17 protein-coding genes and 1 riboswitch are annotated in these 21,100 nt (G+C 67.5%); all 17 genes read left to right on the forward strand.

Features of this window, described 5'->3' with window-relative positions; translation table 11 throughout:
* The first annotated feature begins 136 nt into the window (after nt 1-136).
* The 17 genes from D579_RS0104375 (at nt 137) to cobJ (ending at nt 21,096) form a co-directional block, all read left to right on the forward strand.
* Nucleotides 137-1,375, forward strand: coding sequence for a cyclopropane-fatty-acyl-phospholipid synthase family protein (locus tag D579_RS0104375; RefSeq protein ID WP_018951224.1), 1,239 nt, complete (start codon nt 137-139; stop codon nt 1,373-1,375).
* Between the two features lie 131 nt (nt 1,376-1,506).
* On the forward strand, nt 1,507-3,405 hold the full coding sequence (locus tag D579_RS0104380) for a hypothetical protein (protein ID WP_018951225.1): 1,899 nt from the start codon (nt 1,507-1,509) through the stop codon (nt 3,403-3,405).
* Between the two features lie 87 nt (nt 3,406-3,492).
* Nucleotides 3,493-3,739: riboswitch (cobalamin riboswitch) on the forward strand.
* Between the two features lie 140 nt (nt 3,740-3,879).
* Nucleotides 3,880-5,745, forward strand: a complete 1,866-nt coding sequence (locus D579_RS0104385; RefSeq protein ID WP_018951226.1) for a TonB-dependent receptor domain-containing protein — start codon at nt 3,880-3,882, stop codon at nt 5,743-5,745.
* A 3-nt stretch (nt 5,746-5,748) separates the two neighbouring features.
* Nucleotides 5,749-6,303 carry a cob(I)yrinic acid a,c-diamide adenosyltransferase gene (locus tag D579_RS0104390; protein WP_026289438.1) on the forward strand — a complete coding sequence of 185 codons (555 nt, stop codon included), beginning with the start codon at nt 5,749-5,751 and terminating at the stop codon, nt 6,301-6,303.
* Nucleotides 6,304-6,414: 111 nt separating this feature from the next.
* Nucleotides 6,415-10,968: a cobaltochelatase subunit CobN gene (locus D579_RS0104395; RefSeq protein ID WP_018951228.1), complete on the forward strand. Its 4,554-nt coding sequence runs from the start codon at nt 6,415-6,417 to the stop codon at nt 10,966-10,968.
* A gap of 150 nt (nt 10,969-11,118) precedes the next feature.
* Nucleotides 11,119-11,562, forward strand: coding sequence for a MotA/TolQ/ExbB proton channel family protein (locus D579_RS0104400; RefSeq protein ID WP_018951229.1), 444 nt, complete (start codon nt 11,119-11,121; stop codon nt 11,560-11,562).
* Nucleotides 11,559-11,849: a DUF2149 domain-containing protein gene (locus D579_RS0104405; protein WP_018176347.1), complete on the forward strand. Its 291-nt coding sequence runs from the start codon at nt 11,559-11,561 to the stop codon at nt 11,847-11,849. The genes D579_RS0104400 and D579_RS0104405 overlap by 4 nt, the downstream gene beginning before the upstream one ends.
* Before the next feature lie 57 nt (nt 11,850-11,906).
* Nucleotides 11,907-12,521 carry a cob(I)yrinic acid a,c-diamide adenosyltransferase gene (gene cobO / locus D579_RS0104410; RefSeq protein ID WP_019628378.1) on the forward strand — a complete coding sequence of 205 codons (615 nt, stop codon included), beginning with the start codon at nt 11,907-11,909 and terminating at the stop codon, nt 12,519-12,521.
* Nucleotides 12,518-13,810 carry a cobyrinate a,c-diamide synthase gene (locus tag D579_RS0104415; RefSeq protein WP_018146018.1) on the forward strand — a complete coding sequence of 431 codons (1,293 nt, stop codon included), beginning with the start codon at nt 12,518-12,520 and terminating at the stop codon, nt 13,808-13,810. The genes cobO and D579_RS0104415 overlap by 4 nt, the downstream gene beginning before the upstream one ends.
* The gene (cobA, locus tag D579_RS0104420) at nt 13,807-14,661 is read left to right on the forward strand and encodes a uroporphyrinogen-III C-methyltransferase (protein ID WP_018146017.1); all 855 of its coding nucleotides are present in this window, start codon (nt 13,807-13,809) and stop codon (nt 14,659-14,661) included. The genes D579_RS0104415 and cobA overlap by 4 nt, the downstream gene beginning before the upstream one ends.
* Nucleotides 14,662-14,683: 22 nt before the next feature.
* The gene (locus D579_RS0104425; RefSeq protein ID WP_018146016.1) at nt 14,684-15,793 is read left to right on the forward strand and encodes a cobalt-precorrin-5B (C(1))-methyltransferase; all 1,110 of its coding nucleotides are present in this window, start codon (nt 14,684-14,686) and stop codon (nt 15,791-15,793) included.
* A complete protein-coding gene (locus D579_RS0104430; RefSeq protein WP_018146015.1) occupies nt 15,790-16,734 on the forward strand; it encodes an ABC transporter ATP-binding protein in 945 nt (314 codons plus the stop codon). Before D579_RS0104425 ends, D579_RS0104430 begins: the two co-directional genes overlap by 4 nt.
* Nucleotides 16,731-17,504, forward strand: coding sequence for an ABC transporter permease (locus D579_RS0104435; protein ID WP_081612133.1), 774 nt, complete (start codon nt 16,731-16,733; stop codon nt 17,502-17,504). Before D579_RS0104430 ends, D579_RS0104435 begins: the two co-directional genes overlap by 4 nt.
* Nucleotides 17,505-17,523: 19 nt before the next feature.
* Nucleotides 17,524-18,912, forward strand: a complete 1,389-nt coding sequence (gene cobG / locus D579_RS0104440; protein WP_018146013.1) for a precorrin-3B synthase — start codon at nt 17,524-17,526, stop codon at nt 18,910-18,912.
* Nucleotides 18,909-19,562: a precorrin-8X methylmutase gene (locus D579_RS0104445; RefSeq protein ID WP_018146012.1), complete on the forward strand. Its 654-nt coding sequence runs from the start codon at nt 18,909-18,911 to the stop codon at nt 19,560-19,562. Before cobG ends, D579_RS0104445 begins: the two co-directional genes overlap by 4 nt.
* Nucleotides 19,559-20,314, forward strand: a complete 756-nt coding sequence (locus tag D579_RS0104450) for a precorrin-2 C(20)-methyltransferase (protein WP_018146011.1) — start codon at nt 19,559-19,561, stop codon at nt 20,312-20,314. Before D579_RS0104445 ends, D579_RS0104450 begins: the two co-directional genes overlap by 4 nt.
* The gene (gene cobJ / locus D579_RS0104455) at nt 20,311-21,096 is read left to right on the forward strand and encodes a precorrin-3B C(17)-methyltransferase (RefSeq protein ID WP_018146010.1); all 786 of its coding nucleotides are present in this window, start codon (nt 20,311-20,313) and stop codon (nt 21,094-21,096) included. Before D579_RS0104450 ends, cobJ begins: the two co-directional genes overlap by 4 nt.
* Nucleotides 21,097-21,100: the final 4 nt, after the last annotated feature.

The following is a 21,100-nucleotide window of genomic DNA, read 5'->3' on the forward strand; positions in this document are numbered from 1 at the left end:
CCCTCCCTCCGGCGGCTGCGTGGACAATGCGGACCATCGGTAATTAGACTGAGTCTAAAATTTGCGGCATGGTGAGGGTCGGCATTACGCGTGGGGGCTGAGAGACCCGACTGCCAGAACAAGGACAGGGGGAGCGATGATCGAGCGGTTACTGGAGCAATACATACGCTACGGGACCTTCGTGCTGCGGCATCCGGATGGCCGTGAGCAGCGTTTCGGGAACGGCGCGCCGGAAGTAACCATGCAGGTGCATGACAGGGCGGCGTTGCGCAAGATTGGGCGCGACCCGGGCTTCCAGCTGGGCGAGACCTACATGGACGGCCTGTGGTCGCCCGGCCCCGAGGGCCTGCAGGTGTTCCTCGACGTGGCCATGCGCAACTTCGCGCCGATGTTCAAGCAGCGGGTCAACCCTGCAGTGCGCATGCTGCGGGCCCTGATCGAGCAGGGCAACAAGGTGGCGCGCTGCTACCAGAACATCGCCCATCACTACGACGTCGATGAGTGGCTTTATCGTCAGTTCCTGGACGAGGGCATGTTCTACAGCTGCGCCTATTTCGAGCGCCCGGATATGACGCTGGAAGAGGCGCAGCAGGCCAAGTGCGCGATGCTGCGCAAGAAGCTGATGCTGGAGCCGGGGATGCGCGTGCTCGACATCGGTTGCGGCTGGGGCGGTCTGGCCTTCCATCTCGCCGAGCATGCCGACGTGCAGGTAGACGGCGTGACGCTGTCGAAGGAGCAGCTGCGGGTTGCCCGTGACGAGGCCAAGCGTCGGGGGCTCGAGGATCGAGTGCGGTTTCTCTATCAGGACTACCGCGAACACGACGACCAGTACGACCGCATTGTCAGCGTCGGCATGTTCGAGCATGTGGGCACGCCCAACTACGAGACGTTCTTCCGGCGCGTGCATGATCTGCTGAAGCCGGAAGGCATCGCGGTGCTGCACACCATCGGGCGTCAGGAGCCGCCCGGCACTTCCAACCCGTGGTTGAGCAAGTACATCTTCCCGGGCGGGTATACGCCGGCCCTGTCCGAGGTGATGGGCGCGCTGGAGCCCACGCCGCTGTGCACCACCGATATCGAGTTCTGGCGCCTGCATTACGCCGAGACGCTGGCCGAGTGGTATCGTCGCTTCCAGAAGGTGCGGGCCGAGGCCGTCGAACGCTTCGATGAGCGTTTCTGCCGCATGTGGGAGTTCTACCTGGCGAGTTGCGAGGGCACCTTCCGCTGGTGGGATCAGGTGGTGTTCCACGTGCAGATGGCCAAGCAGCAGGATGCGGTGCCGCTGACCCGCGATTACCTCTATCGGGACGATGCCCCCGAAGTGATCTCCACACCGCCCGGGAAGGCCCGGGCACAGCGCAGCGACGCCGCCTGAGGGCGCATCGGACGCGCCGGGCCGCTCGCGCGAGTATCGCCCGGCGCGCGCGAACCGAACACGGTTTCCCTACACTAAGGGGAGCGTTGCGGCCATGCCGGCGGTAACCACCCATTCCGGAGCAGGTGCGCGTGTTCGGTCGCTTTCGTAAACGCAGGGAGGCACAGGGCCAGGAAAGCCCGCAGGCCGGCGGACCGTCACAGGAGCACGTCCTGATCGAGGCGGCCGGGCGCAGCCGCATTACAGAGGTGGCTGCCACCGCACGGCGCGTACCCTGGTCGCTGAACTTTCTCCAGTTGCTGTGGGCCGCCGGGCCGGTCACGTTCCTGGCGATGCAGGGCGGCTACTTCCTCGGTTTCGGCCACGCCGCCCCGGCACAGAACTTCATCTTCTTTGCCGTTTACACCCTGCTGTTCGGGGTCATCGGCCTGGTCGCGCGCTTCGTCGCGGATGCCACACGGGGCAAGCGCCAGGAGCGCTCGCGCGATCAGCTGCGCAACACCATCGACTTGCTGCCCGATCTGCTGTTCGTTACCCGCGACCTGGCGATGGGCGAGATGACCCCGGACATGCGCCGGCGCAAGGCAGCCCAAGTCCTGCTGCACGAAGTGGATATCGCCCCCGAGGCCGTGGCGGTCGCGGTGCGCGAGATGACCGGCGATGCCAGCCTGGCGGCCGCCGCGGAGCAGATCGAGATTTATCGTCGCCTGGGGCTGCGCTCGCGCGTCGCGGATCTGGTGGATGCGACCGAGGACTCCCGGCTCGCGGCCCTGGAGAAGCTGCATCACGAGGCGCCGGAGGTTGCGGATCTCCTGCGCGACCGCCTGCGGGGCGTGGCGCCAACCCAGGAGGACGGTGTGCGCCGGGTGGATCAGTTCCTGGATCGACTGTTCTCCGCCGCGGACGCCGATGACCTGGCGCGCTGCACCCTCGACGACGTACAAGCGATCTTTGTCCTCGCCTTCGAGTTGGTGAACGGACGCCAGATCAAGCGGCTGAGCTTCGAATGGTCGGGGGGCTGGCAGCTCGGGGCGGCCCTGGACCGCCTCGAATCCCAGGGCAACCGCTTCCGTGTGGCTCAGGCCGGGGTGGTCAGCCGCCTGCGCTCGCTCGGCATCCTGCTGTCCCAGCACGAGGCGTCGGGCCTGGATCCACAGGCGCTGCGCGAGCCGGTCGTCAGCCTGGGTCGTCAGGTGCTGGAGGCGGTGCAGCGTCTGGAGGATCTCGAACCTTCGGAGAATTCGCCGGATGGGCAGATGCTGGGGCTCGCCCTGCGTCGGGTCGAGGACCTGCGCGAGGCGCGCGATCAGCTGATGCAGGCGCAAAGCCGCTACACCAACGCCGTGGAACGCTGGGAGGCCCTGCGCCGGGCGCAGGTCGAGAAGCGCGGCGAGAAGCGCTGGTTCAAGCGCAGCGTGCGCGGCATCCGGGTGAGCGAGGAGCTGATCGAGCTGACCGACGACCAGAAGCTGAAACTGGCCAGCCACTTCTGCTCTTTCCTCAAGGAACTCAAGATCGAGCGCGAGGGTGACCTGTTTTACTTTGGCGGCTCGGCACTGGATGCGGAGACCGCCAAGCGGATCGGGATCCAGCTCGCCTTGATCATGGAGCCGCTGGTGGATCTTACGAATCCCAGTATCCAGCGCGCGATCTATGCCAACCCCGCGGCCTATCTGGGCGGGCTCTACGTGGGCATGAGCGCGGATGCTAAGGCAGGCCTGGGCTCGGCCATGGTGCGCAAGGTCCGGCAGGATCTCGGGCGCATGGCCGAGTGGCTGGCGCTGCGCCTCACACGCATTTATCACCTGCCATTGAGCGATCCCATGCGTGACTTCCTGGTCGATCACTACGGCGCCAATCGCGAGCGCCTGGACATGCTGGCCACCCACCCCGGGGACGAGTCGCATCCGGTGGCTTTACGCGCCGAGCGCTCCCCCGAGTTCGACGCCATGTTGCAGGACAAGACCTGGGGATTGCTGCTCAAGCGCGGGGCACGCTACTTGCACGCCGAGGAACGCCGCCGCCGGTGATCGGCGGCGACACGCGAGCCTGCCAGCGTCATGCGAGAGCGCCTGGTGGGTGGGTTGGAGGCTGGTAATTTTGCACCCAACTGTGTAGGGTTCGCTGCGTTCCTCGGTGCCCGACCAGGCCTGGCTTGGCGGGTTAAACGGGAAGATCGGTGAGTCTCCGACGGGCCGCAAGGCCCGGAGACGAATCCGACGCTGCCCCCGCAACGGTGATCGAGCGAGAGACCGCCAGTCGGTCTCTGATGGTCGCGGCCAGTGCCACTGAACATGATGTTCGGGAAGGCGCCGCACCGGACGCTCGTCAGCCCGGAGACCGGCCAGGGAATGATCGCGCGGCATGCGGCGGGCATGCGAGGCGGATGATCGTGCCGGGCCGTTCGCCGGTCCTGGCCGATCCCCCTCGTGTCTGTCTCCCCCTGTCTGCGCGATCCCGACGAATCAACGGCGTGCGGGCGGCTCGCCGGGAGACTCTACAAAATGAAACGCACAGCACTTTCCGCGGCCATCCTGCTGGCCACTAGTCCCGCCTTGGCGGACACACCGAATACCGACGATGCCCAGACGCTGGAGACCGTCCAGGTCACCGCCTCGCGCATCTCCCAGACAGTGGACGAGACGCTCGCTTCGGTGACCATCATCGACCGCGAAGAGATCGAACGCCTGCAACCCCTGCAGTTCACCGATCTGTTGGAGGGGCGCGCGGGGATCGAAACCTCCCAGAACAGCGCCTTCGGCAAGTCCACTTCGGTGTATACGCGTGGCACGAGTTCCGACCATACGCTGCTGTTGATCGACGGCGTGCGCATGGGTTCCGCGACGACGGGCGGCGCAAGCTGGCAGTTCCTGCCTCCGGAAGAGATCGAGCGGGTGGAGATCGTGCGCGGTCCGCGCACCAGCATCTACGGTTCCGATGCGATTGGTGGCGTGGTGCAGACCTTCACTCGCGAAGGCCGCAAAGGGCCTCCGAAAGTCAACGCGTTTGTCGGCGGTGGCAGTTTGAATACCCGCGAGGCCGGGGTTGGTGTCGCGGGTGGTACCGAGAGCACGAACTACAGTTTCTCGCTCAGCCACTTCGCGACCGACGGCATCAATGTGCAGGACGATGTCGGTGACGACGACCGGGATGGCTACGACAACACCTCGTTGGCAACCAAGGTCTCGCACCGTCTGGATAATGGCGTCGAGTTCTTCGGGAATATCCTTTATTCGGAGGGCACGACCGAATTCGACGGTACCGAAGATGAAACCGATTTTCGGCATGCCGCCCTTCGTGCTGGCTTGCGAGTGCCTGTAACCCCCCTTTGGGACACCGAACTCAGTGTTAGTCACAGTCGCGATGAGAACGATAATTTCAGCGAAGGCGTCTTTTCGTCGCGCTTCAATACGAAACGCGACGGCGTGGATTGGCGAAATGATTTCGAGATAATGGACCGTGTTTATTTGATTGCCGGGCTTGATGCATATGAAGACCGGGTCGATAGCACGGCTGATCACGTTGAAGATTCGCGCTACAACGTCGGTGCGTACTCGGTGCTGCGCACGGAAGTGGGTGACCATGACTTGGAGGGCAGTATTCGCCATGACACCAATGAGCAGTTTGGTAGAAAAGTAACCGGGCAGGTTGCTTGGGGAGTGCAGGCAACGGACGCACTGAGATTGCGTGCTTCCTACGGTACTGCCTTCAAGGCTCCAACTTTCAATGATCTCTATTTCCCAGAATCGTCGTCGTCATTCGGGACATATCGAGGTAACCCGGGGCTAGCTGCAGAGGAATCTGAGACCGTCGAGATTGGAATGCGTTACAGCGTCAGGGGCGTTCACCTTGATTTAAGCATTTTCGAGACCCATGTTGATGGTCTTATCCAATACCAGTGCGTTGCGAATTGTAACGACCTCAATCCGGCTACGGATGTGAACGAGCCTCGAAATGTTAATGAGGCACGGATTCGTGGGTTGGAGATCGAGGGAGGGCACGATATAGGAGCATGGAGCTCTCGTGCTGCGCTGACGCTACTGGATACAGAGAATCGAGACACTGGTAACGAATTGTCTCGCCGCTCTCCGGTGACTGCTCGCTTCGACCTCGATCGTCAATTCCAACGCATTTCTCTGGGAGCGTCATTAATCGCGAAGAGTCGTGCAAAGGAAGATCTTTTCGGTGGGGGGCAGGCACGTTTATCCGGCTACGGCCTACTGAATCTGCGCGCGAGCTATCAGATTGCGCCGGAATGGCAGCTGCAGGCTACGGTCAACAATGTGTTCGACAAGGACTACGAGACCGCCGGGGCGTACAACCAGCCGGGCCGGGCCGCGTTCGTGAAACTGCGCTACCAGCAGAGGTGATTCATGGGTAATCGACTTTCGAAGATTGCGACCCGTACGGGTGACGAAGGCCGGACTGGGCTGGGTGACGGCTCGCGGGTGGACAAGGATAGCCACCGGGTCGAGGCGTTTGGCGACGTGGATGAGCTGAATAGTGTCGTGGGCCGGTTGCTGGTCCACGACCTGCCGGAGGAGGTGCGGCGCTCGCTCGCGCTGGTACAGCACGAGTTGTTTGATCTCGGCGCGGAACTGGCAGTGCCAGGGCACCAGGCCCTCCCGGACGCTTCCGTGGAGCGGCTGGATGTGGAGTTGGAGTCCTTCAACGACGATCTGCCCGCCCTGAAGGAGTTCATCCTTCCGGGGGGGGGTCCCGCTACGGCCGACTGTCACATTGCGCGCACCGTCTGCCGGCGCGCGGAACGGCGTCTGGTGGCGCTTAACCACCACGAGGCATTGCGACCGTCTTCGCTGGCCTATATCAACCGGCTGTCGGATCTCCTGTTCGTGCTCTGCCGCGTCCTCGCTCGCCATGAAAACGGTGCCGAGGTCCTCTGGCAGCCGGCCAGCCAGCGCGGCTGACGCCTCTTCTGACGGGCGCCGCTCTGGCGGCGTCTCATTCCCATTGCAGCGGTTGCTGGCGTGTCGGGTATACGCCTCGCGACCTCTTGCCGTTTTTTGTCGGGAAGTCCCATGCGTTTCCGTGTTTCCATTCTGATTGCTTTCGCGTTTTTCCTCTTTGGGGTTGTTCCGGCCGGCGCGGGGCCGCTGGTGGTGGGTGTGGTCTCCGATCGCTCGGCGGCGGAGGTCGCCGCCGGGGCGCATCGTTTCCTCGAGGCATATCCGGAGGCGGAGGTCGTGCTGCGCACCCCCGAGCAACTCACGGACAAATCGGACGAGGCGGTATCGGCGCTGTGGCGCGAGGCCGACGCGGTGCTGGTGGCTGCGGTATTCGGGGATCAGGCTGCACGCCTCGATCGTCTGTTGCGGGAGACCACGCCGCCCGAGGGGGCCCCGATTCTGGCCATTAACAGCGTGCGTCACCTGACGGCCCTGTCGCGGATCGGCGGCGAGGCCGTACTCGCAGGCCTCGATGACGAGGTGCGTACCGAACTGGCGGCCAACCCCGAACCGGGCGAGGACCCGCGCGTGCACCTGGCCCAGCAGCAGGAGCGCTTCCCCGAACAGGCGGACTGGCTGACCGGGCGCGCGTTCTATCAGGGGCGTACGCCGGAGAACATGGAGGGCCTGATGCGCTGGCTGGCCGCGCGCGGCGGCCACGCGATCGACGTGCCCGATCCGGACCCGCGCGAGACCATCCGTTATTACCGTCATGGCGGTTCCAGTCCCGATCCGGACGCTCTCGACCTGGAGGCGGGTCCGGCCGTGGCGCTGCTGGATCTGGATACCGGTGACCGGCCGGGCGACCGCGCCCTGCTGGATGCGGCCTGTGAGGCCTTAGAGAACCGCGATATCCAGTGTTTTGTGGTGCTCGCGCGCTGGGGCGGGGCGAGCCGCGAGGCAGTCGAGACCCTGGAGAACGTGACCGGGCCGGCGGATCTCGCGGGGATCGTGAGCCTGCAGGACTTCGTGGTCGGCGGGGGCGGCAACCGCGAGGCGGTGGCCGAGGCCTTCGGCGAGCTGGATGTCCCGGTGATCAAGGGCATCCGACTGGCGGACGTGAGCGCGACCCAGTGGCGGCTGTCGCACGAAGGAATCCCCTGGGACAAGGTGCACTACCACGTGGCCATGCCGGAGTTGCAGGGCATAAGCCAGCCGATGGTGCTGGCGGCCGCGGGCGCCCCGGAACAGGACGAACGCACGGGAGTGCGCCTGACCATGACCGGGCCGATCGGCGAGCGCGTCGAGGCCCTGGCGGACCGGGTGGCAAGCTGGCAGCGGCTGCGCACCCTCGACAACGCGGACAAGCGGGTCGCGGTTGTCTACTACAACCATCCGCCAGGTCGCCAGAACATCGGCGCGGACAAGCTGGATGTCCCCGAGTCGTTGCTGGAGATCCTGCAGAACCTGGAGGCGGCCGGCTATGACCTGGGTGGCGAAGTGCCGGAGGATGCCGAAGCCCTGCTGGACATGATCCAGGACCGGGCGGTGAATCTCCCGGAGCAGGCAGATGCGCTGGACGCGATCGCCGGCCGGGTGGCCGCGCTCGATCGCGAGCAGTACCAGGCCTATTTCGACGCCCTGCCGGAGTCGATCCGGGCCGAGCTGGTGGATGGCCCGATCGGCTACCTGCAGGCGCGCCTGGAGGCGGCCAAAGCCGCCGACGAGATCGATTTGGCACAAGCCGCGCTGGAAAGCGGTGTCGGTGATCTGCGCCACATGCTCGAGAGCTATCCGCACGCGGCCCAGGATCGAGCGCTGGATCTGCTCGCACAATTCGAGGCGGCCTGGGAGGCCACGCTGGCGGGTGAGGACGCGCATGCGACGACCGAGCAATTGCGCAAGGCGCTGGTGCGCACGGGCATCCCCGGCCTGACCGGCTGGGGCGAGCCGCCGGGCGAGGCGATGACCCGCGACGGCGAGATGTTGTTCCCGGGGATCGAGTTCGGCAACGTGTTCATCGGCCCGCAGCCGCCGCGCGGCTGGGAGGTCAGCGAGCGCCTGCTGCACGCGAATACCACCTTCCCGCCGACCCACCAGTATGTTGGTTTCTACCACTGGATCCGCGATCACTTCGAGGCGGATGCGCTGGTCTATGTCGGCCGCCACTCGACCCGGGAATTCCTGCCGCGTCGGCGGGCGGGTCTGGCGGCAGATGACTACCCCGAGATCCTCGGGGGCGCCCTGCCGATCATCTACCCCTACATCGTCGATGGGGTGGGCGAGGGCATCCAGGCCAAGCGCCGGGCCATGGGCGTGATGATCAGCCACCTGACCCCGCCATTGGCGGCGACCAAGCTGTACGACAGCCTGCTGGAACTGCGCCAGCTGGTGGAGACCTACGAGGCCGCGGCTCAGCCGGATGCCGCCACCCGTTCGCGGGCGGTACAGACCCTGCGCGAACGTATCGAGGATCTCGGCCTGACCGAGACCATCGAGCGGGAAATGGCCCGGGGGCATCATCACGACCACGGGCACCACCATGACGACCACGGCGATCACCACGTGGGTCATGACGAAGAGCCCGACACCACCGGGCATGGCGAAGGTCATGCGGACGAACATGGCGACGAGCAGCGTGACGCGGACCATCACCGGGAACATGGGGATGAAGAGCACGAGCACGCCCATGAGCATGATCATGAGAACGAGCATGCGGATGAGGGGCATGACGAACACGCCACGACCCGGCTGTCCGAGATGGACGAGGAGTTGCTGGTCCACGAGATCGGCCACTACCTGACCGACATGCAGGAAGACCAGATGCCCCTGGGGCTGCACGTGTTCGGGCGCGACTGGAGCGACGAGGCCGTGGACACGATGCTTGAGTCGATGGCCGGTGACGACGCGATCGGCGACGACTGGGACGCGAAGCTGCGCGGATCGCCGGCCAGCGAGCGTGCGCATCTGCTGGCGGCCCTGGAGGGGCGTTTCGTGCCGCCGGGGCAGGGCAACGATCCGATCCGGACGCCGGAGGTGTTGCCGACCGGGCGCAACTTCCATGCGCTGGCGGCGGATCTGGTGCCCACGCGCATTGCCTGGGGCATTGGCCAGGAACTGGCCGCGGATGCCCGTGAGCACGGCGATCCCGAGGCCGACGGCAGCGAGGCGATCATCCTCTGGGCGTCGGATACCGTGCGCGATGAGGGCGTGATGATCGCCTTCGGCATGGATATGCTGGGCATTCGCCCGGCCTGGAACAGTCGCGGGATTGTCCAGGGACTGGAGCGCATGGACCTCGACGAGGCGGAGCGTGACCGCCGTCGCGATGCCCTGTTCACCACCTCCGGTTTGTTCCGCGACCTCTACGAGGACCAGCTGGTGTGGCTGGATCGTGCCGCTCGCCTCGCGCTGGATGGCTCGTCCGAGATCATTCTTGCGGAATACCCCGAGCTGGAACCGGCACTGGAGGCGGCCCTGGCCCCGCTGGGGCAGGACCTGCGCGATCCGGGCGACGAGCCGCTGGCGCGCAACGACGTGGCCGCGCAGTGGGTGGAGGACACCCAGGCCCTGCGTGCGGCCGGGCTCGATGGCGCCGGGGCCGGGCAGCAGGCGGCCCTGCGCGTGTTTGGCTCCGCGCCCGGTGCCTACGGCGCGGGGGTCAACCGGCTGGCGGATCGCTCCGGCGCCTGGGAGGACCGCGCCGAACTGGGTGCGGCCTACCTGCGGCGCATGGGCCATGCCTACGGAGCGGATGAGTCCGGTGGCTCTGCGCACGAGGCCTTCGAGGCCCGTCTGGGCCAGGTCGGGCGGACCTACCTCGGGCGCGCCTCGCATCTCTACGGCCTGCTGGACAACGACGACGGGTTCGACTTCCAGGGCGGTCTGTCCACCGCGGTCGAGAGTATCCGCGGCGAGGTGCCGGACAACCGCGTGCTGCAGCACGCCGATCCGGACGACCCGCGGGTGGAGACCCTGGGCCGCGCGCTGATGCGCGAATTGCAGGGGCAGAACCTGAACCCGCAGTGGATCGAGCCGCTGATGGATCACGGCTATGCCGGGGCCCGCACCATGGCCCGGGACTTCGTCGACAACCTGTGGGGCTGGCAGGTGACCAACCCGGAGATCATCCGTTCCTGGGTCTGGGACGAGGTGCACGACGTGTATCTGCAGGATCGCCACGGGCTGGGGATGCAGGAGTTCCTGGCCGACGGCCACAACGTGCACGTGAAGACCCACCTGCAGGCCGTGCACCTGGTTGCGGCCAGCCACGGATTCTGGGACGCCGATCCCGAGGTGCTGGATGCATTGTCCGAGCGCTTCGCGGAACTGGTCGCCGAGCACGGCCTGCCCGGCAGCGGTCACACGCGCCCGGATCATCCCATGCTGGACGAGGTGGCCGAGCGCCTGGACGACGCCGAGCTGCGCGCGGCCTTCGAGGCGGTGCGGGCGGCCGCGCAGATCGACCGGGCGGAGCCCGAGGTCGACCCCAGTCGCGTCACCGAGATCCAGCCGCTGGAAGACCCTACCGCGCAGGAGGTGCAGGAGATCCCTGAGCCGGCCGAGGCCGACGGCGGCCAGGAGACCGGCGACGAGGCGGCGGGCATGCCCTGGCTCCCCTGGCTGGTTGCCGCTGCGCTGTTCCTGCTGCTGCTCGGCGGCATCGCCACGGGCCGGCGGCGTTAACGGCTGGGGGCGGGAAATCCCCGGGCCCTGTACTTGTAGGAGCCGAGCCCTCTCGGCGATTGCGGCGTTGGCCACGCCCCATCGGCCAGAGGCTGGCCTCCTACAGAAGGCCGTACGAATGGCTGAACAAAGGTTAATGAGGTAACGCGAATGTCGTTCTCGATCACGATGGAACTGATGGACACCGTGGTGCGCTGGCTGCTGGAGCCAGTGATCGTTGGCCTGCTGGTGCTGGTCGCGGTCGCCGTCTGGGAGCTCGGGCTGGCACTGGGTGAACGCTCCGGTGGGGTACGCCGTCTGGAATTGAGCGGCGATGCCGAACGCCTCGCCTACCGTGCCCGGCGGCGCATCGACCGCGCCGATCTGCTGGCGCGCATCGGCCCGATGCTCGGGCTGATGGGGACGCTGATCCCGCTGGGTCCGGGCTTGGCCGCGATGGGCCGGGGCGAACTGGAAATCCTCGCCCAGGCCGTTACGGTGGCCTTCAATACCACGGTGCTGGGGCTGCTGGTCGGTATTCTCGGCTTCCTGCTCGGGCGGTTGCGCCGGCGCTGGTACGACGCCGCGATGGAGCGTATGGAGGCGGTGGCATGAGGGTCCCGCACTACCGCGCCTCGCGCTTCGACGCGCCCGACGAGGAGCCGATGGGCCCCTTGGCCAATCTGGCCGACATCATGCTGGTGTTTGCCGTCGGCCTGATGGTGGTGATGGCCGCATCGGGCGGCGGGCTGGAGCCGGCCAGTGGCGGCGCCGAGATCGAGCCCGGACGCGAGATCCCGGACCCACCCGAGGGGGCCGGCGAGGCCGGCTCGGGCTACGAATCCATGGGGCAGGTCTACCGTGACCCAGAGACCGGACGGATGATCCTGATTGGCGAATAGTCACTCCCGGGGCCATCCGAACGCCCGTATGACGCAACGAATCAAGGAGTAATGAAGATGAGCGAAGACACCGAAGCGGCTCGCGCCGAACGCCACGCCCAGCGCATGGCACGCAAGAAGGAGGTCGTGGACCGCAAGATCGCCGAGGCCCAGGAGGAGAAGGGGGTTTTCCTGATCCTGACCGGCAACGGCAAGGGCAAGAGCTCCTCCGGCTTCGGCATGGTTGCCCGGGCCCTGGGGCACGGCATGCACGTGGGCATCGTCCAGTTCATCAAGGGGCAGTTTGCCACCGGCGAGGAGGCCTTCTTCCGCGGTCAGGACAACGTGCAGTACCACGTGATGGGCGAGGGTTACACCTGGGAGACCCAGGACCGCGAGAAGGATGTCGCGGCCGCCCGCGATGCCTGGGCGCATGCCCGCGACATGCTGCGCGATCCGAACGTCGACCTGGTGCTGCTCGACGAGCTGCACATCGCGCTGAAGTACCAGTACCTCGATGTGGCCGAGGTCCTCGAAGAACTGGCCAACCGCCCGCCGATGCAACACGTGATCACCACCGGCCGCGCCGCGCCCAAGGCGATGATCGAGGCGGCCGACACCGTCAGCGAGATCGGTGTGGTCAAGCACGCCTTCCAGGCCGGCATCAAGGCGCAAAAGGGGATCGAGCTGTGAGCGTGAGCTGTCCCGCCGCGTTCGTGGCGGCCCCGGCCTCGGGCCAGGGCAAGACCACGATCACTGCCGCCATCGCCCGCTACCACCGCAACCAGGGCCGCCGCGTGCGCGTGTTCAAGACCGGCCCCGACTTCCTCGACCCGATGATCCTGGAGCAGGCCTCTGGCCACCCGGTCGACGCCCTGCATCTGTGGATGGTCGGGGAAGAAGCCTGTCGGGCGATGCTGTACGAGGCGGCCCAGGAATCCGACCTGATCCTAGTGGAGGGCTCGATGGGGCTGTTCGATGGGGATCCCTCCGGTGCGGATCTGGCCCAGGCCTTCGGCTTGCCAATCCTGGCCATGATCGATGCCAGCGGCATGGGCCAGACCTTCGGGGCGCTGGTGCATGGCTTGTCGACCTACCGTCCGGGCCTGTCGTTTGCCGGCGTGATTGCCAACCGGGTGGGTAGCCCCGGCCATGCGCGGATGCTGGAGGAGTGCACCCCGGAGGCGATCCGCTTCTTTGGTGCCGTGCAGCGTAACGAGACGCTAAGTGTCCCGGATCGTCACCTGGGTCTGGTCCAGGCGGGGGAGATCGCCGATCTGGATGCGCGGCTGGAGGCTGCGGCGGCCGCGATCGAAGAGGCTGGAGTGACCGGGCTCCCGGAGCCGGTGACCTTTCATCCGGAGGCGATCGCGCCGACCGAGGCGGCGCTGTCCGGCGTGCGCATTGCCATTGCGCGGGATGCGGCCTTCGCCTTCATGTATCCGGCCAATCTGCGCCTGCTGGAGAAGATGGGCGCCGAGCTGCGGTTCTTTTCCCCGCTTGCGGGGGACGGGCTGCCAGAGGCCGATGCCGTCTGGCTCCCGGGCGGTTACCCCGAGTTGTATCTGGATCAGCTAGCCGCCAATACCGGCCTGAAGTCGGACCTGGAGGCCCATCATGCGGCGGGCCGACCGATCCTGGCGGAGTGCGGGGGCTTTCTCTACCTGCTGGACGAACTGGCCGATCGCGAGGGCCATGCCGCGGCCATGGCCGGGCTGGTGCCGGGCAAGGCCCAGCTGGCGGACCGCTTGCAGGGCCTGGGTCTCCAGGCGGCCCCGCTGCCGGAAGGCGAGCTGCGCGGGCATACCTTTCACCACACCCGCTCCGAGGTTGGTCTGGAACCCTATGGTCACTGCTGGCGGGCCCGCGGGACGGGCTCGCAGGGGGAGGCGATCTATCGTGATGGTCGCCTGACCGCCACTTACCTACATGCCTGGTTCCCTTCCAACCCCGCGGCCACGGCGCAGCTGTTTCGAGCATGAGTGATCGGCAACGGGACAAGGTGGCGCGGATCGGGCCTGGGGCGCACGCCGGGGCCCGCATCCCGTTGCGCGGCGAGCGAAAGCCCGGCTGCGTGGATCTGGTCGGAGCAGGGCCCGGCGATCCGGGTCTGATGACGCTGGACGCGGTGGCCGCGATGCAGCACGCCGATGTCCTGCTGCACGACCGCCTGATCCCGGAGGCGATCCTCGAGCTGGCCAACCCGAAGGCGCAGCGCCTGTATGTGGGCAAGGCGCGCTCACGGCACAGCTGTGATCAAGGGGACCTGAACGAGCGCATGATCGCGCTGGCACGGGAGGGGCACTACGTGGTGCGCCTGAAGGGTGGGGACCCGTTCGTCTACGGTCGCGGCGGCGAGGAGGCCGCGGCGATCGCCGCGGCCGGGATCCCGGTCCGCATCGTGCCGGGGATTACCGCCGCGGGTGGCTGCGCGGCGTATTCTGGGATCCCGCTTACCCATCGTGATCATGCCTATCGCTGCCAGTTCGTGACCGCCCATCGGCGTGCCGGCGAGACGGATCTTGACTGGGCCTCCCTGGTCCAGCCGCAGCAGACTCTGGTGGTGTACATGGGGCTGCACACCCTGGCCGAGGTCTGCGGCGAGATGATGGCGGCGGGTGCGGATGGTGCGATGCCGGCCGCGCTGGTGGAGCAGGGCACACGCCCGACGCAGCGCGTCATCGAGGGCACGCTGGCCGAGCTCCCGAAGCAGGTGGCGGATCTCGCCATCCAGTCGCCCGCGCTACTGATCGTGGGCGAGGTGGTGCGCCTGCGCGAGACGATTGCCGCGCAAGGTGCCCAGCCCGTCCCGGGAACGCATGAAATCGGCTGACACGAACCATCCGCAGGGCGCCATGCGCCCGGAGACGCCCGAGACCACCGGGCGCCTGCGCACCGGTCTGACCACCGGTGTCTGCGCGACCGCGGCCGCCGTCGCCGATGCTCGCTGGCTGCTGGAGGGGCAGCGGCTCCAGACGGTCGAGGTCACCCTGCCCAGGGGACAGGTGGTAAACCTGGCACTGAACGACCTGGAACCGACCCCGGGTGGTGCGGTCGCCGGGGTCATCAAGGATGCCGGCGACGATCCCGATGCGACCCACGGGGCGCGGGTCTGGGTCGAGGTGACCCTGCGCGGTGCGCCCGGCGTCCAATTCATGGCGGGCGCCGGGGTGGGTACGGTCACGCGTCCGGGTCTGGTGCTGGCACCGGGCGAACCGGCGATCAATCCGGTCCCGCGGCGCATGATGCAGGGCCACCTGGAGGCGCTCGCCGAGGCGACCGGTTACAGCGGGGGCTTTCGCGTCACGGTTGGCGTGGATGGCGGCGAACGGATTGCCGAACGGACCATGAACGCGCGCCTGGGCATCCTCGGGGGTCTCTCGATCCTGGGCACGACCGGGATCGTGCGGCCGTTTTCCTGTGCCGCCTATATCGCATCCATCCATCAGGCCATCGACGTGGCCCGCGCCAACGCGTCTCCGCGCGTGGCCTGTTGTACCGGCGGCACCAGCGAGGCGGCGGTGCGTGATCGCTACAGCCTGGACGACATGGCGCTGATCGAGATGGGGGATCTGTTCGGGGCGGCGCTGAAGTACCTGCGGCGCCACCCCCTGCCCGCGGTGGTGCTGGCCGCGGGTTTCGGCAAGCTCAGCAAGTTCGCGGCCGGGCACCTGGATGCCCATAGCCGCAAGTCGCGCATCGATCTCGACGCCCTGGCGGGGGAAGCCGCGGATCTGGGCGCCAGCCCGGACCTGGTGGCGCGCATCCGCGCGGCCAACACCAGTGCCCAGGCCCTTGCGGACTGCCTGGAACAGGGTGTGGCGCTGGCCGACCGGATCAGCGCGCGCGCCTGGCAGCGGGCCCGCGGGATGTTGCCGGAGACCACGGCGCTGGAGGTCTGCGCGGTGGATCGGGCGGGCCGCATCGTCGGGTTTGCGGATGGTGCCGAGGGGCTCGCGCCATGACGGCCGCGGCGATTGCCCTGCAGTCGGTGGCCAAGCGCTACGCCGGTGGCCGGGTGGGGCTGGCGAACGTGGATCTGGAGGTGCCGGCGGGCCGCTTCTTCGGCCTGCTGGGGCCGAACGGGGCCGGCAAGACCACCCTGGTGGGGTTGTTGACCACGCTGGTGCGGGCGGATCGGGGCTCGATCCGGGTCTGCGGGTACGACGTGGCCACGCAGGCGGTTGCGGCGAAGGCGTGCATGGGCGTGGTACCGCAGGAGGTCAACTTCAACAGCTTCGAACCGGTGGGTGAGATCGTCGAGGCCCAGGCGGCCTACTACGGGCTGTCCCCGAGGCGGGCGCGTGAGCGAACCGGCGAGGTGCTGCAACAGGCGGGTCTGCTGGACCGGCGCGAACAGTCGGCCTGGGGCCTGTCGGGGGGCATGAAGCGGCGGCTGATGATTGCCCGGGCCCTGGTGCACCGCCCTCGCGTCCTGCTCCTGGACGAGCCGACGGCGGGGGTGGACCTGGAGGGGCGCCATGCCACCTGGGAGCTGTTGCGTGGCTTGAACGCAGATGGCGTGACGATCCTCCTGACCACCCATTACCTGGAGGAGGCCGAGACCCTGTGCGACACCCTGGCGATCCTGGACCAGGGCGAGATCGTCGCGCGCGGTGATACGGGCGAACTGCTGCACGGGCTGAACGTGCAGACCCTGGTGCTGGAACTGAACGTGCCGCTGGAAGCGGCCCCGGCGCTGGAGGGGTTGGCGATGCGTTTGACCGATCGCTGGACCCTGGAGGTCGACCTGCCTCAGGGCATGGAGGTGAATGACCTGTTCGACCGCCTGGGCGCAAGGGGGGTGCGTGTCGCGGGGGTTCGCAACAAGCGCAACCGGCTCGAGTCGCTGTTCCTGCAGCGCATCGCGGAACGCGCTGCCGCACCGCCGGGGAGGGGGACATGAGACTCGCGGCTTACGGATTTGCCTACCGCGGGATGGTGGTCAAACAGGTGCGGCGTTTCCTGCGCGCCTGGGTGCAGAACCTCCTGCCATCGGTGGTGACGACGGTCCTGTTCCTGGTGATCTTCGGTCACCTGATCGGGCGTGAGCTCGGCACCATGCGGGGTGTCGATTACGCCGATTTCATCCTGCCCGGCCTGATCATCCTGGCGGTGGCCACCAATGCCTACAGCAATGTGACGCTGGCGTTCTACGGCGCACGGCTGCAGCGACATATCGAGGAACTGCTGGTCGCGCCGCTGCCTGCCTGGCTGATTGTGGCGGGCTTCGCCACCGGCGGTGTGATTCGCGGGCTGCTGGCGGGTGCGCTGGTGGCGCTGGTCGCGATTCCGTTTACCAATCTCCAGTTGCACCACCTGGCGGCCACGCTGGGGATTGCGCTGATCAGCGCCTTGCTGTTCGCCCTGGCCGGGCTTCTGAACGGCCTGTATGCGCGCAGCTTCGACCATACCTCCGTGGTGGCCACGTTCGTGCTGACCCCGCTGATCTACCTGGGAGGCTTGTTCTACCCGGTGGAACGGATGCCGGAGCCCTGGCAGTCCCTGGCGGTGTTGAACCCGCTGTATTACATGATCGAGGGGTTTCGCTACGGTCTTCTGGGGACCGGGTCCTTCGCTTGGGCCACGACCTTCTGGGTCCTCGTGGGGGTGACCCTCGTCGTCGGCGGGCTGGCCTGGGCCCTGGTGGCGCGTGGCGTGCGGATCCGGACATGAGCGCGGGCAGGGTGAAACCATGAGTACCGATCGTTCACGGGTGCGCCGGGCCTGTCCGGGGGTGGCCGCGCCGGTGAGCACCGGGGACGGTCTGCTGATGCGGGTGCGGCACCCGATCGGGGGGCTGGATGCGGGGCAGGCGCAGACCCTCGCGGAGGTGGCGCGGCATTTTGGTTCCGGTGCCCTGGAGCTGACCAGCCGCGGCAATCTGCAGTTGCGTGGTCTGGACACCGCGGGGCTGGAACCGGCTCGCGCCGAGCTGGAGAACGCGGGTCTGGCCGACCACGATCCCGTGGTGGAGGCGGTGCGCAATGTCCTGGTGGCCCCGGTGTCGGATATCGATCCGGAGGCAGCCATAGATGTGCAGCCCCTCGCACGGGCCCTCGAACGGGCCCTGGGGGAGTACCCGCGTCTGCGGGCACTGCCGCCGAAGGTGGGGGTGCTGGTAGAGGCCGGCGGCGATTTGCCGCTGGATAGAGTGCCGGCGGACCTGCGGCTGGAGGCCTGTACGGGGCTGGGAGGGGTGTGGTTTCGGGTGGCCGTGGGCGCGTCCAGTCGCACGGCCACGGTGCTTGGCTGGACGCGCCCGGAGAAGGTCGTGGACGTTGCCCTGGCGGTGCTCGAACGATTCGTCGCATTGCGCGTAGGCGATGTGGATCCGCCGGGGCGGCTGGCTGGCGCCGTGGCCCGGTTTGGCCCCGAGGCGTTGACGCCGCCGGGGCTGGAGCGGGTGCTCCCGGGCGGCGACTGGGTCGCGGCGCGGATCCCCGGATACGCGGATGCCGGGATTGGGATGTGTCTGAACGGGCGCGCCTTCGGGATCGTGTTTCCGTTCGGGGCCTTGCGCGCCGAGGCGCTGCAGGGGCTGGCCGAGCATATCCGGGCGCACGACGGACGCTTGCGGCTGACGCCGTGGCGCAGCCTGCTTCTGACCGGGGTACCTCCTGTGGAGCCGGACCGCGTCACCGAGTGGGGTGGCGTGACCGATCCGGACGACCCGCGCCTGGCGGTGAGTGCCTGTATCGGGCAGACGGGTTGCTCCGCGGGCAGTACCGCCACGCGGGCGGATGCAGAGGCAGCCGCTGCCTGCGGGCTGCTTGGGGGGGGCGGGCAGGTGCATGTGAGTGGCTGCGACAAGCACTGTGGGCGTCCCGCGAATGCGCAGGTCCTGCTCACGGCGCGGGAAGGCCGCTATGAGCTGGCGCTGCAACGCGCCCCCGTGCGATGGGAGACCGTCCTGACGAGGCTGGAGCCGGGGCAAGTCGAGCTGGCCCTCGCGGCCCTCGATGCTATCGCCCGCGAAGAGGGTGGCGGGAGTGAGTCGAGGATCGAGGCCCTGCAACGGCTGGAGGGAACAGTGCTGACGAGACGTATGAACGCGAAGATGAACAACGGAGATTCAGCATGACGCAGAGCGATACGGCCGGGGCCGTACCCGACTATATCCGCGACGGGGCGGCCATCTACCGGGAGTCCTTCGCGATTATCCGGTCCGAGGCGGAACTGGACCGCTTCCCACAGGAGCTGGTGCCTGCGGTGGTGCGCATGATCCATGCCTGCGGCATGACCGACCTGCCGCGGGACGTCGGGTTTTCGGCCGGCGTGGCCCGGGCGGCCATTGATGCGCTGGCCGCCGGCGCGCCGATCCTGTGCGACAGCAACATGGTGGCGCACGGGATCACGCGGGCCCGGCTTCCGGCGGACAACCCGGTGATCTGCAGCCTGCGGGAGGACGGGGTGGCGGCGGCCGCCGAGCGTCTGGGCACCACGCGTTCGGCCGCGGCGCTGGAATGGTGGCGACCGCACCTGGACGGCGCGGTCGTGGCCATTGGCAATGCACCTACGGCGCTGTTTCACCTGCTGGAGATGCTGCACCAGGGCGCGCCGCGGCCGGCCGCCGTGCTCGGTATCCCGGTGGGGTTTGTTGGCGCGGTGGAGAGCAAGGAGGCGCTGGCCGCCAGCCCGCTGAACCTCGATTACCTGACCATTTTCGGACGCCGGGGTGGCAGTGCCATGGCCGCGGCGGCCATCAACGCCTTCGCGAGTGACCGGATATGACGACATCCCCCAACCTGCATGAACCCGAGACCGCGGGTTGTCTGTACGGCGTGGGCACCGGGCCCGGTGATCCCGAATTGCTGACGCTGAAGGCCGCGCGGCTGATTGCCGAGAGCCCGGTGGTGGCCTACTTCTGTCGCCGAGGCGGTCGTGGCCAGGCGCGCGCCATCGTGGACGCCCACCTGGGTACGGGGCAGCAGGAGATGCCGCTGGAGTATCCAGTGACCAATGAGATCCCGCACGGCTCCGACGAGTATCGCCGCCGCATCGAGCAGTTTTTCGACGCTGCCGCCGAGCAGCTGGCCGCCGAATTGGCAGCCGGGCGTTCGGTGGTGGTGCTGAACGAGGGCGATCCGTTCTTCTACGGATCGTTCATGCACGTCTACCTGCGACTGAAGGATCGGTTTCCCACCCACGTGGTCCCTGGCGTGACCTCGATGATGGCCTCGGCTGCGCAATTGTCGACGCCGCTGACTATGCGGGATGACCTGCTCACCGTGATCCCCGGCACGATGCCGATCGACGATCTGCGCCAGGCCCTGCAGGGGACCGATGCGGCGGTCATCATGAAGGTCGGAACCCATCGCGATGCGGTGGTCGGTGTCCTTCAGGAGCTGGGGCTGGACGAGCGCGCCTGGTACGTGGAGCGCGCGAGTACGCCGGAGGAGCGGGTCCTGCCGTTGTCCGCGATCCCGGAGCAGGTGCCCTATTTCTCGATGATCGTGATTCCTGGGCGCGGGGTTCGGCGATGAGCGGGGATGGCGATCAGGCGGTTGGTCGGTTGAGTGTGGTCGGGGTGGGGCCAGCCGGGCCGGAATGGATTACGCCGGAGGTCGCTGCCCGTCTCGAAGCGGCGACCGATCTGGTGGGATACGGGCCGTACCTGGAACGGATTGCGAGCGCCCATCACCGTGTGCACGCTTCTGACAACCGCGAGGAACTGGCGCGCGCAACCCACGCCCTGGACATGGCTGCCGAGGGGCGGGACGTGGCGGTGGTTTCGGGCGGCGATCCGGGCGTGTTTGCGATGGCAGCGGCGGTCTTCGAGGCCCTGGAAGGGGCGCAAGCTCGGCGCTGGGGGGGCGTCGAGGTGGATGTGGCCCCCGGGGTTTCGGCGATGCAGGCGGCCGCCGCGCGACTGGGCGCACCGCTGGGGAACGATTTCTGCGTGATCTCGCTGTCGGACAATCTCAAACCCTGGTCGCTGATCCAGCGTCGGGTGCGGCTGGCGGCCGAGGCCGACTTCGCCATGGCCTTCTACAACCCGATCTCGCGCGCACGTCCCTGGCAGTTGGGCGAGGCACTGGGCATCGTACGCGAGGTGCAGGGGCCGAACACCCTGGTTGTGCTGGCCACCGCGGTGGGCCGCGGCGAACGCGAAGACGTGCAGATCTCCTCCCTGGGCGAAGTGGACCCGACCACGGCGAACATGAGCACGTTGGTGATCGTGGGTGCCGCGTCCACCCGGGTGGTGGAGCGTCCGTCGGGCCGGCGGCATGTGTACACCCCGCGTTATGTCGAGTCGGCGGAATGAGGCG

The sequence above is a fragment of the Thioalkalivibrio sp. AKL12 genome, assembly GCF_000377925.1.
Classification (GTDB): Bacteria; Pseudomonadota; Gammaproteobacteria; order Ectothiorhodospirales; family Ectothiorhodospiraceae; genus Thioalkalivibrio; species Thioalkalivibrio versutus.

Bases quoted from the DNA above. Each gene is read 5' to 3' on its own strand.
- cobJ (WP_018146010.1), top strand. From the start codon at position 20,311: ATGAGCGGGGATGGCGATCAGGCGGTTGGTCGGTTGAGTGTGGTCGGG.
- D579_RS0104400 (WP_018951229.1), top strand. From the start codon at position 11,119: ATGTCGTTCTCGATCACGATGGAACTGATGGACACCGTGGTGCGCTGG.
- cobG (WP_018146013.1), top strand. From the start codon at position 17,524: ATGAGTACCGATCGTTCACGGGTGCGCCGGGCCTGTCCGGGGGTGGCC.
- D579_RS0104435 (WP_081612133.1), top strand. From the start codon at position 16,731: ATGAGACTCGCGGCTTACGGATTTGCCTACCGCGGGATGGTGGTCAAA.
- D579_RS0104445 (WP_018146012.1), top strand. From the start codon at position 18,909: ATGACGCAGAGCGATACGGCCGGGGCCGTACCCGACTATATCCGCGAC.
- cobO (WP_019628378.1), top strand. From the start codon at position 11,907: ATGAGCGAAGACACCGAAGCGGCTCGCGCCGAACGCCACGCCCAGCGC.
- D579_RS0104405 (WP_018176347.1), top strand. From the start codon at position 11,559: ATGAGGGTCCCGCACTACCGCGCCTCGCGCTTCGACGCGCCCGACGAG.
- D579_RS0104390 (WP_026289438.1), top strand. From the start codon at position 5,749: ATGGGTAATCGACTTTCGAAGATTGCGACCCGTACGGGTGACGAAGGC.
- D579_RS0104385 (WP_018951226.1), top strand. From the start codon at position 3,880: ATGAAACGCACAGCACTTTCCGCGGCCATCCTGCTGGCCACTAGTCCC.
- D579_RS0104375 (WP_018951224.1), top strand. From the start codon at position 137: ATGATCGAGCGGTTACTGGAGCAATACATACGCTACGGGACCTTCGTG.
- D579_RS0104395 (WP_018951228.1), top strand. From the start codon at position 6,415: ATGCGTTTCCGTGTTTCCATTCTGATTGCTTTCGCGTTTTTCCTCTTT.
- cobA (WP_018146017.1), top strand. From the start codon at position 13,807: ATGAGTGATCGGCAACGGGACAAGGTGGCGCGGATCGGGCCTGGGGCG.
- D579_RS0104430 (WP_018146015.1), top strand. From the start codon at position 15,790: ATGACGGCCGCGGCGATTGCCCTGCAGTCGGTGGCCAAGCGCTACGCC.
- D579_RS0104425 (WP_018146016.1), top strand. From the start codon at position 14,684: ATGCGCCCGGAGACGCCCGAGACCACCGGGCGCCTGCGCACCGGTCTG.
- D579_RS0104450 (WP_018146011.1), top strand. From the start codon at position 19,559: ATGACGACATCCCCCAACCTGCATGAACCCGAGACCGCGGGTTGTCTG.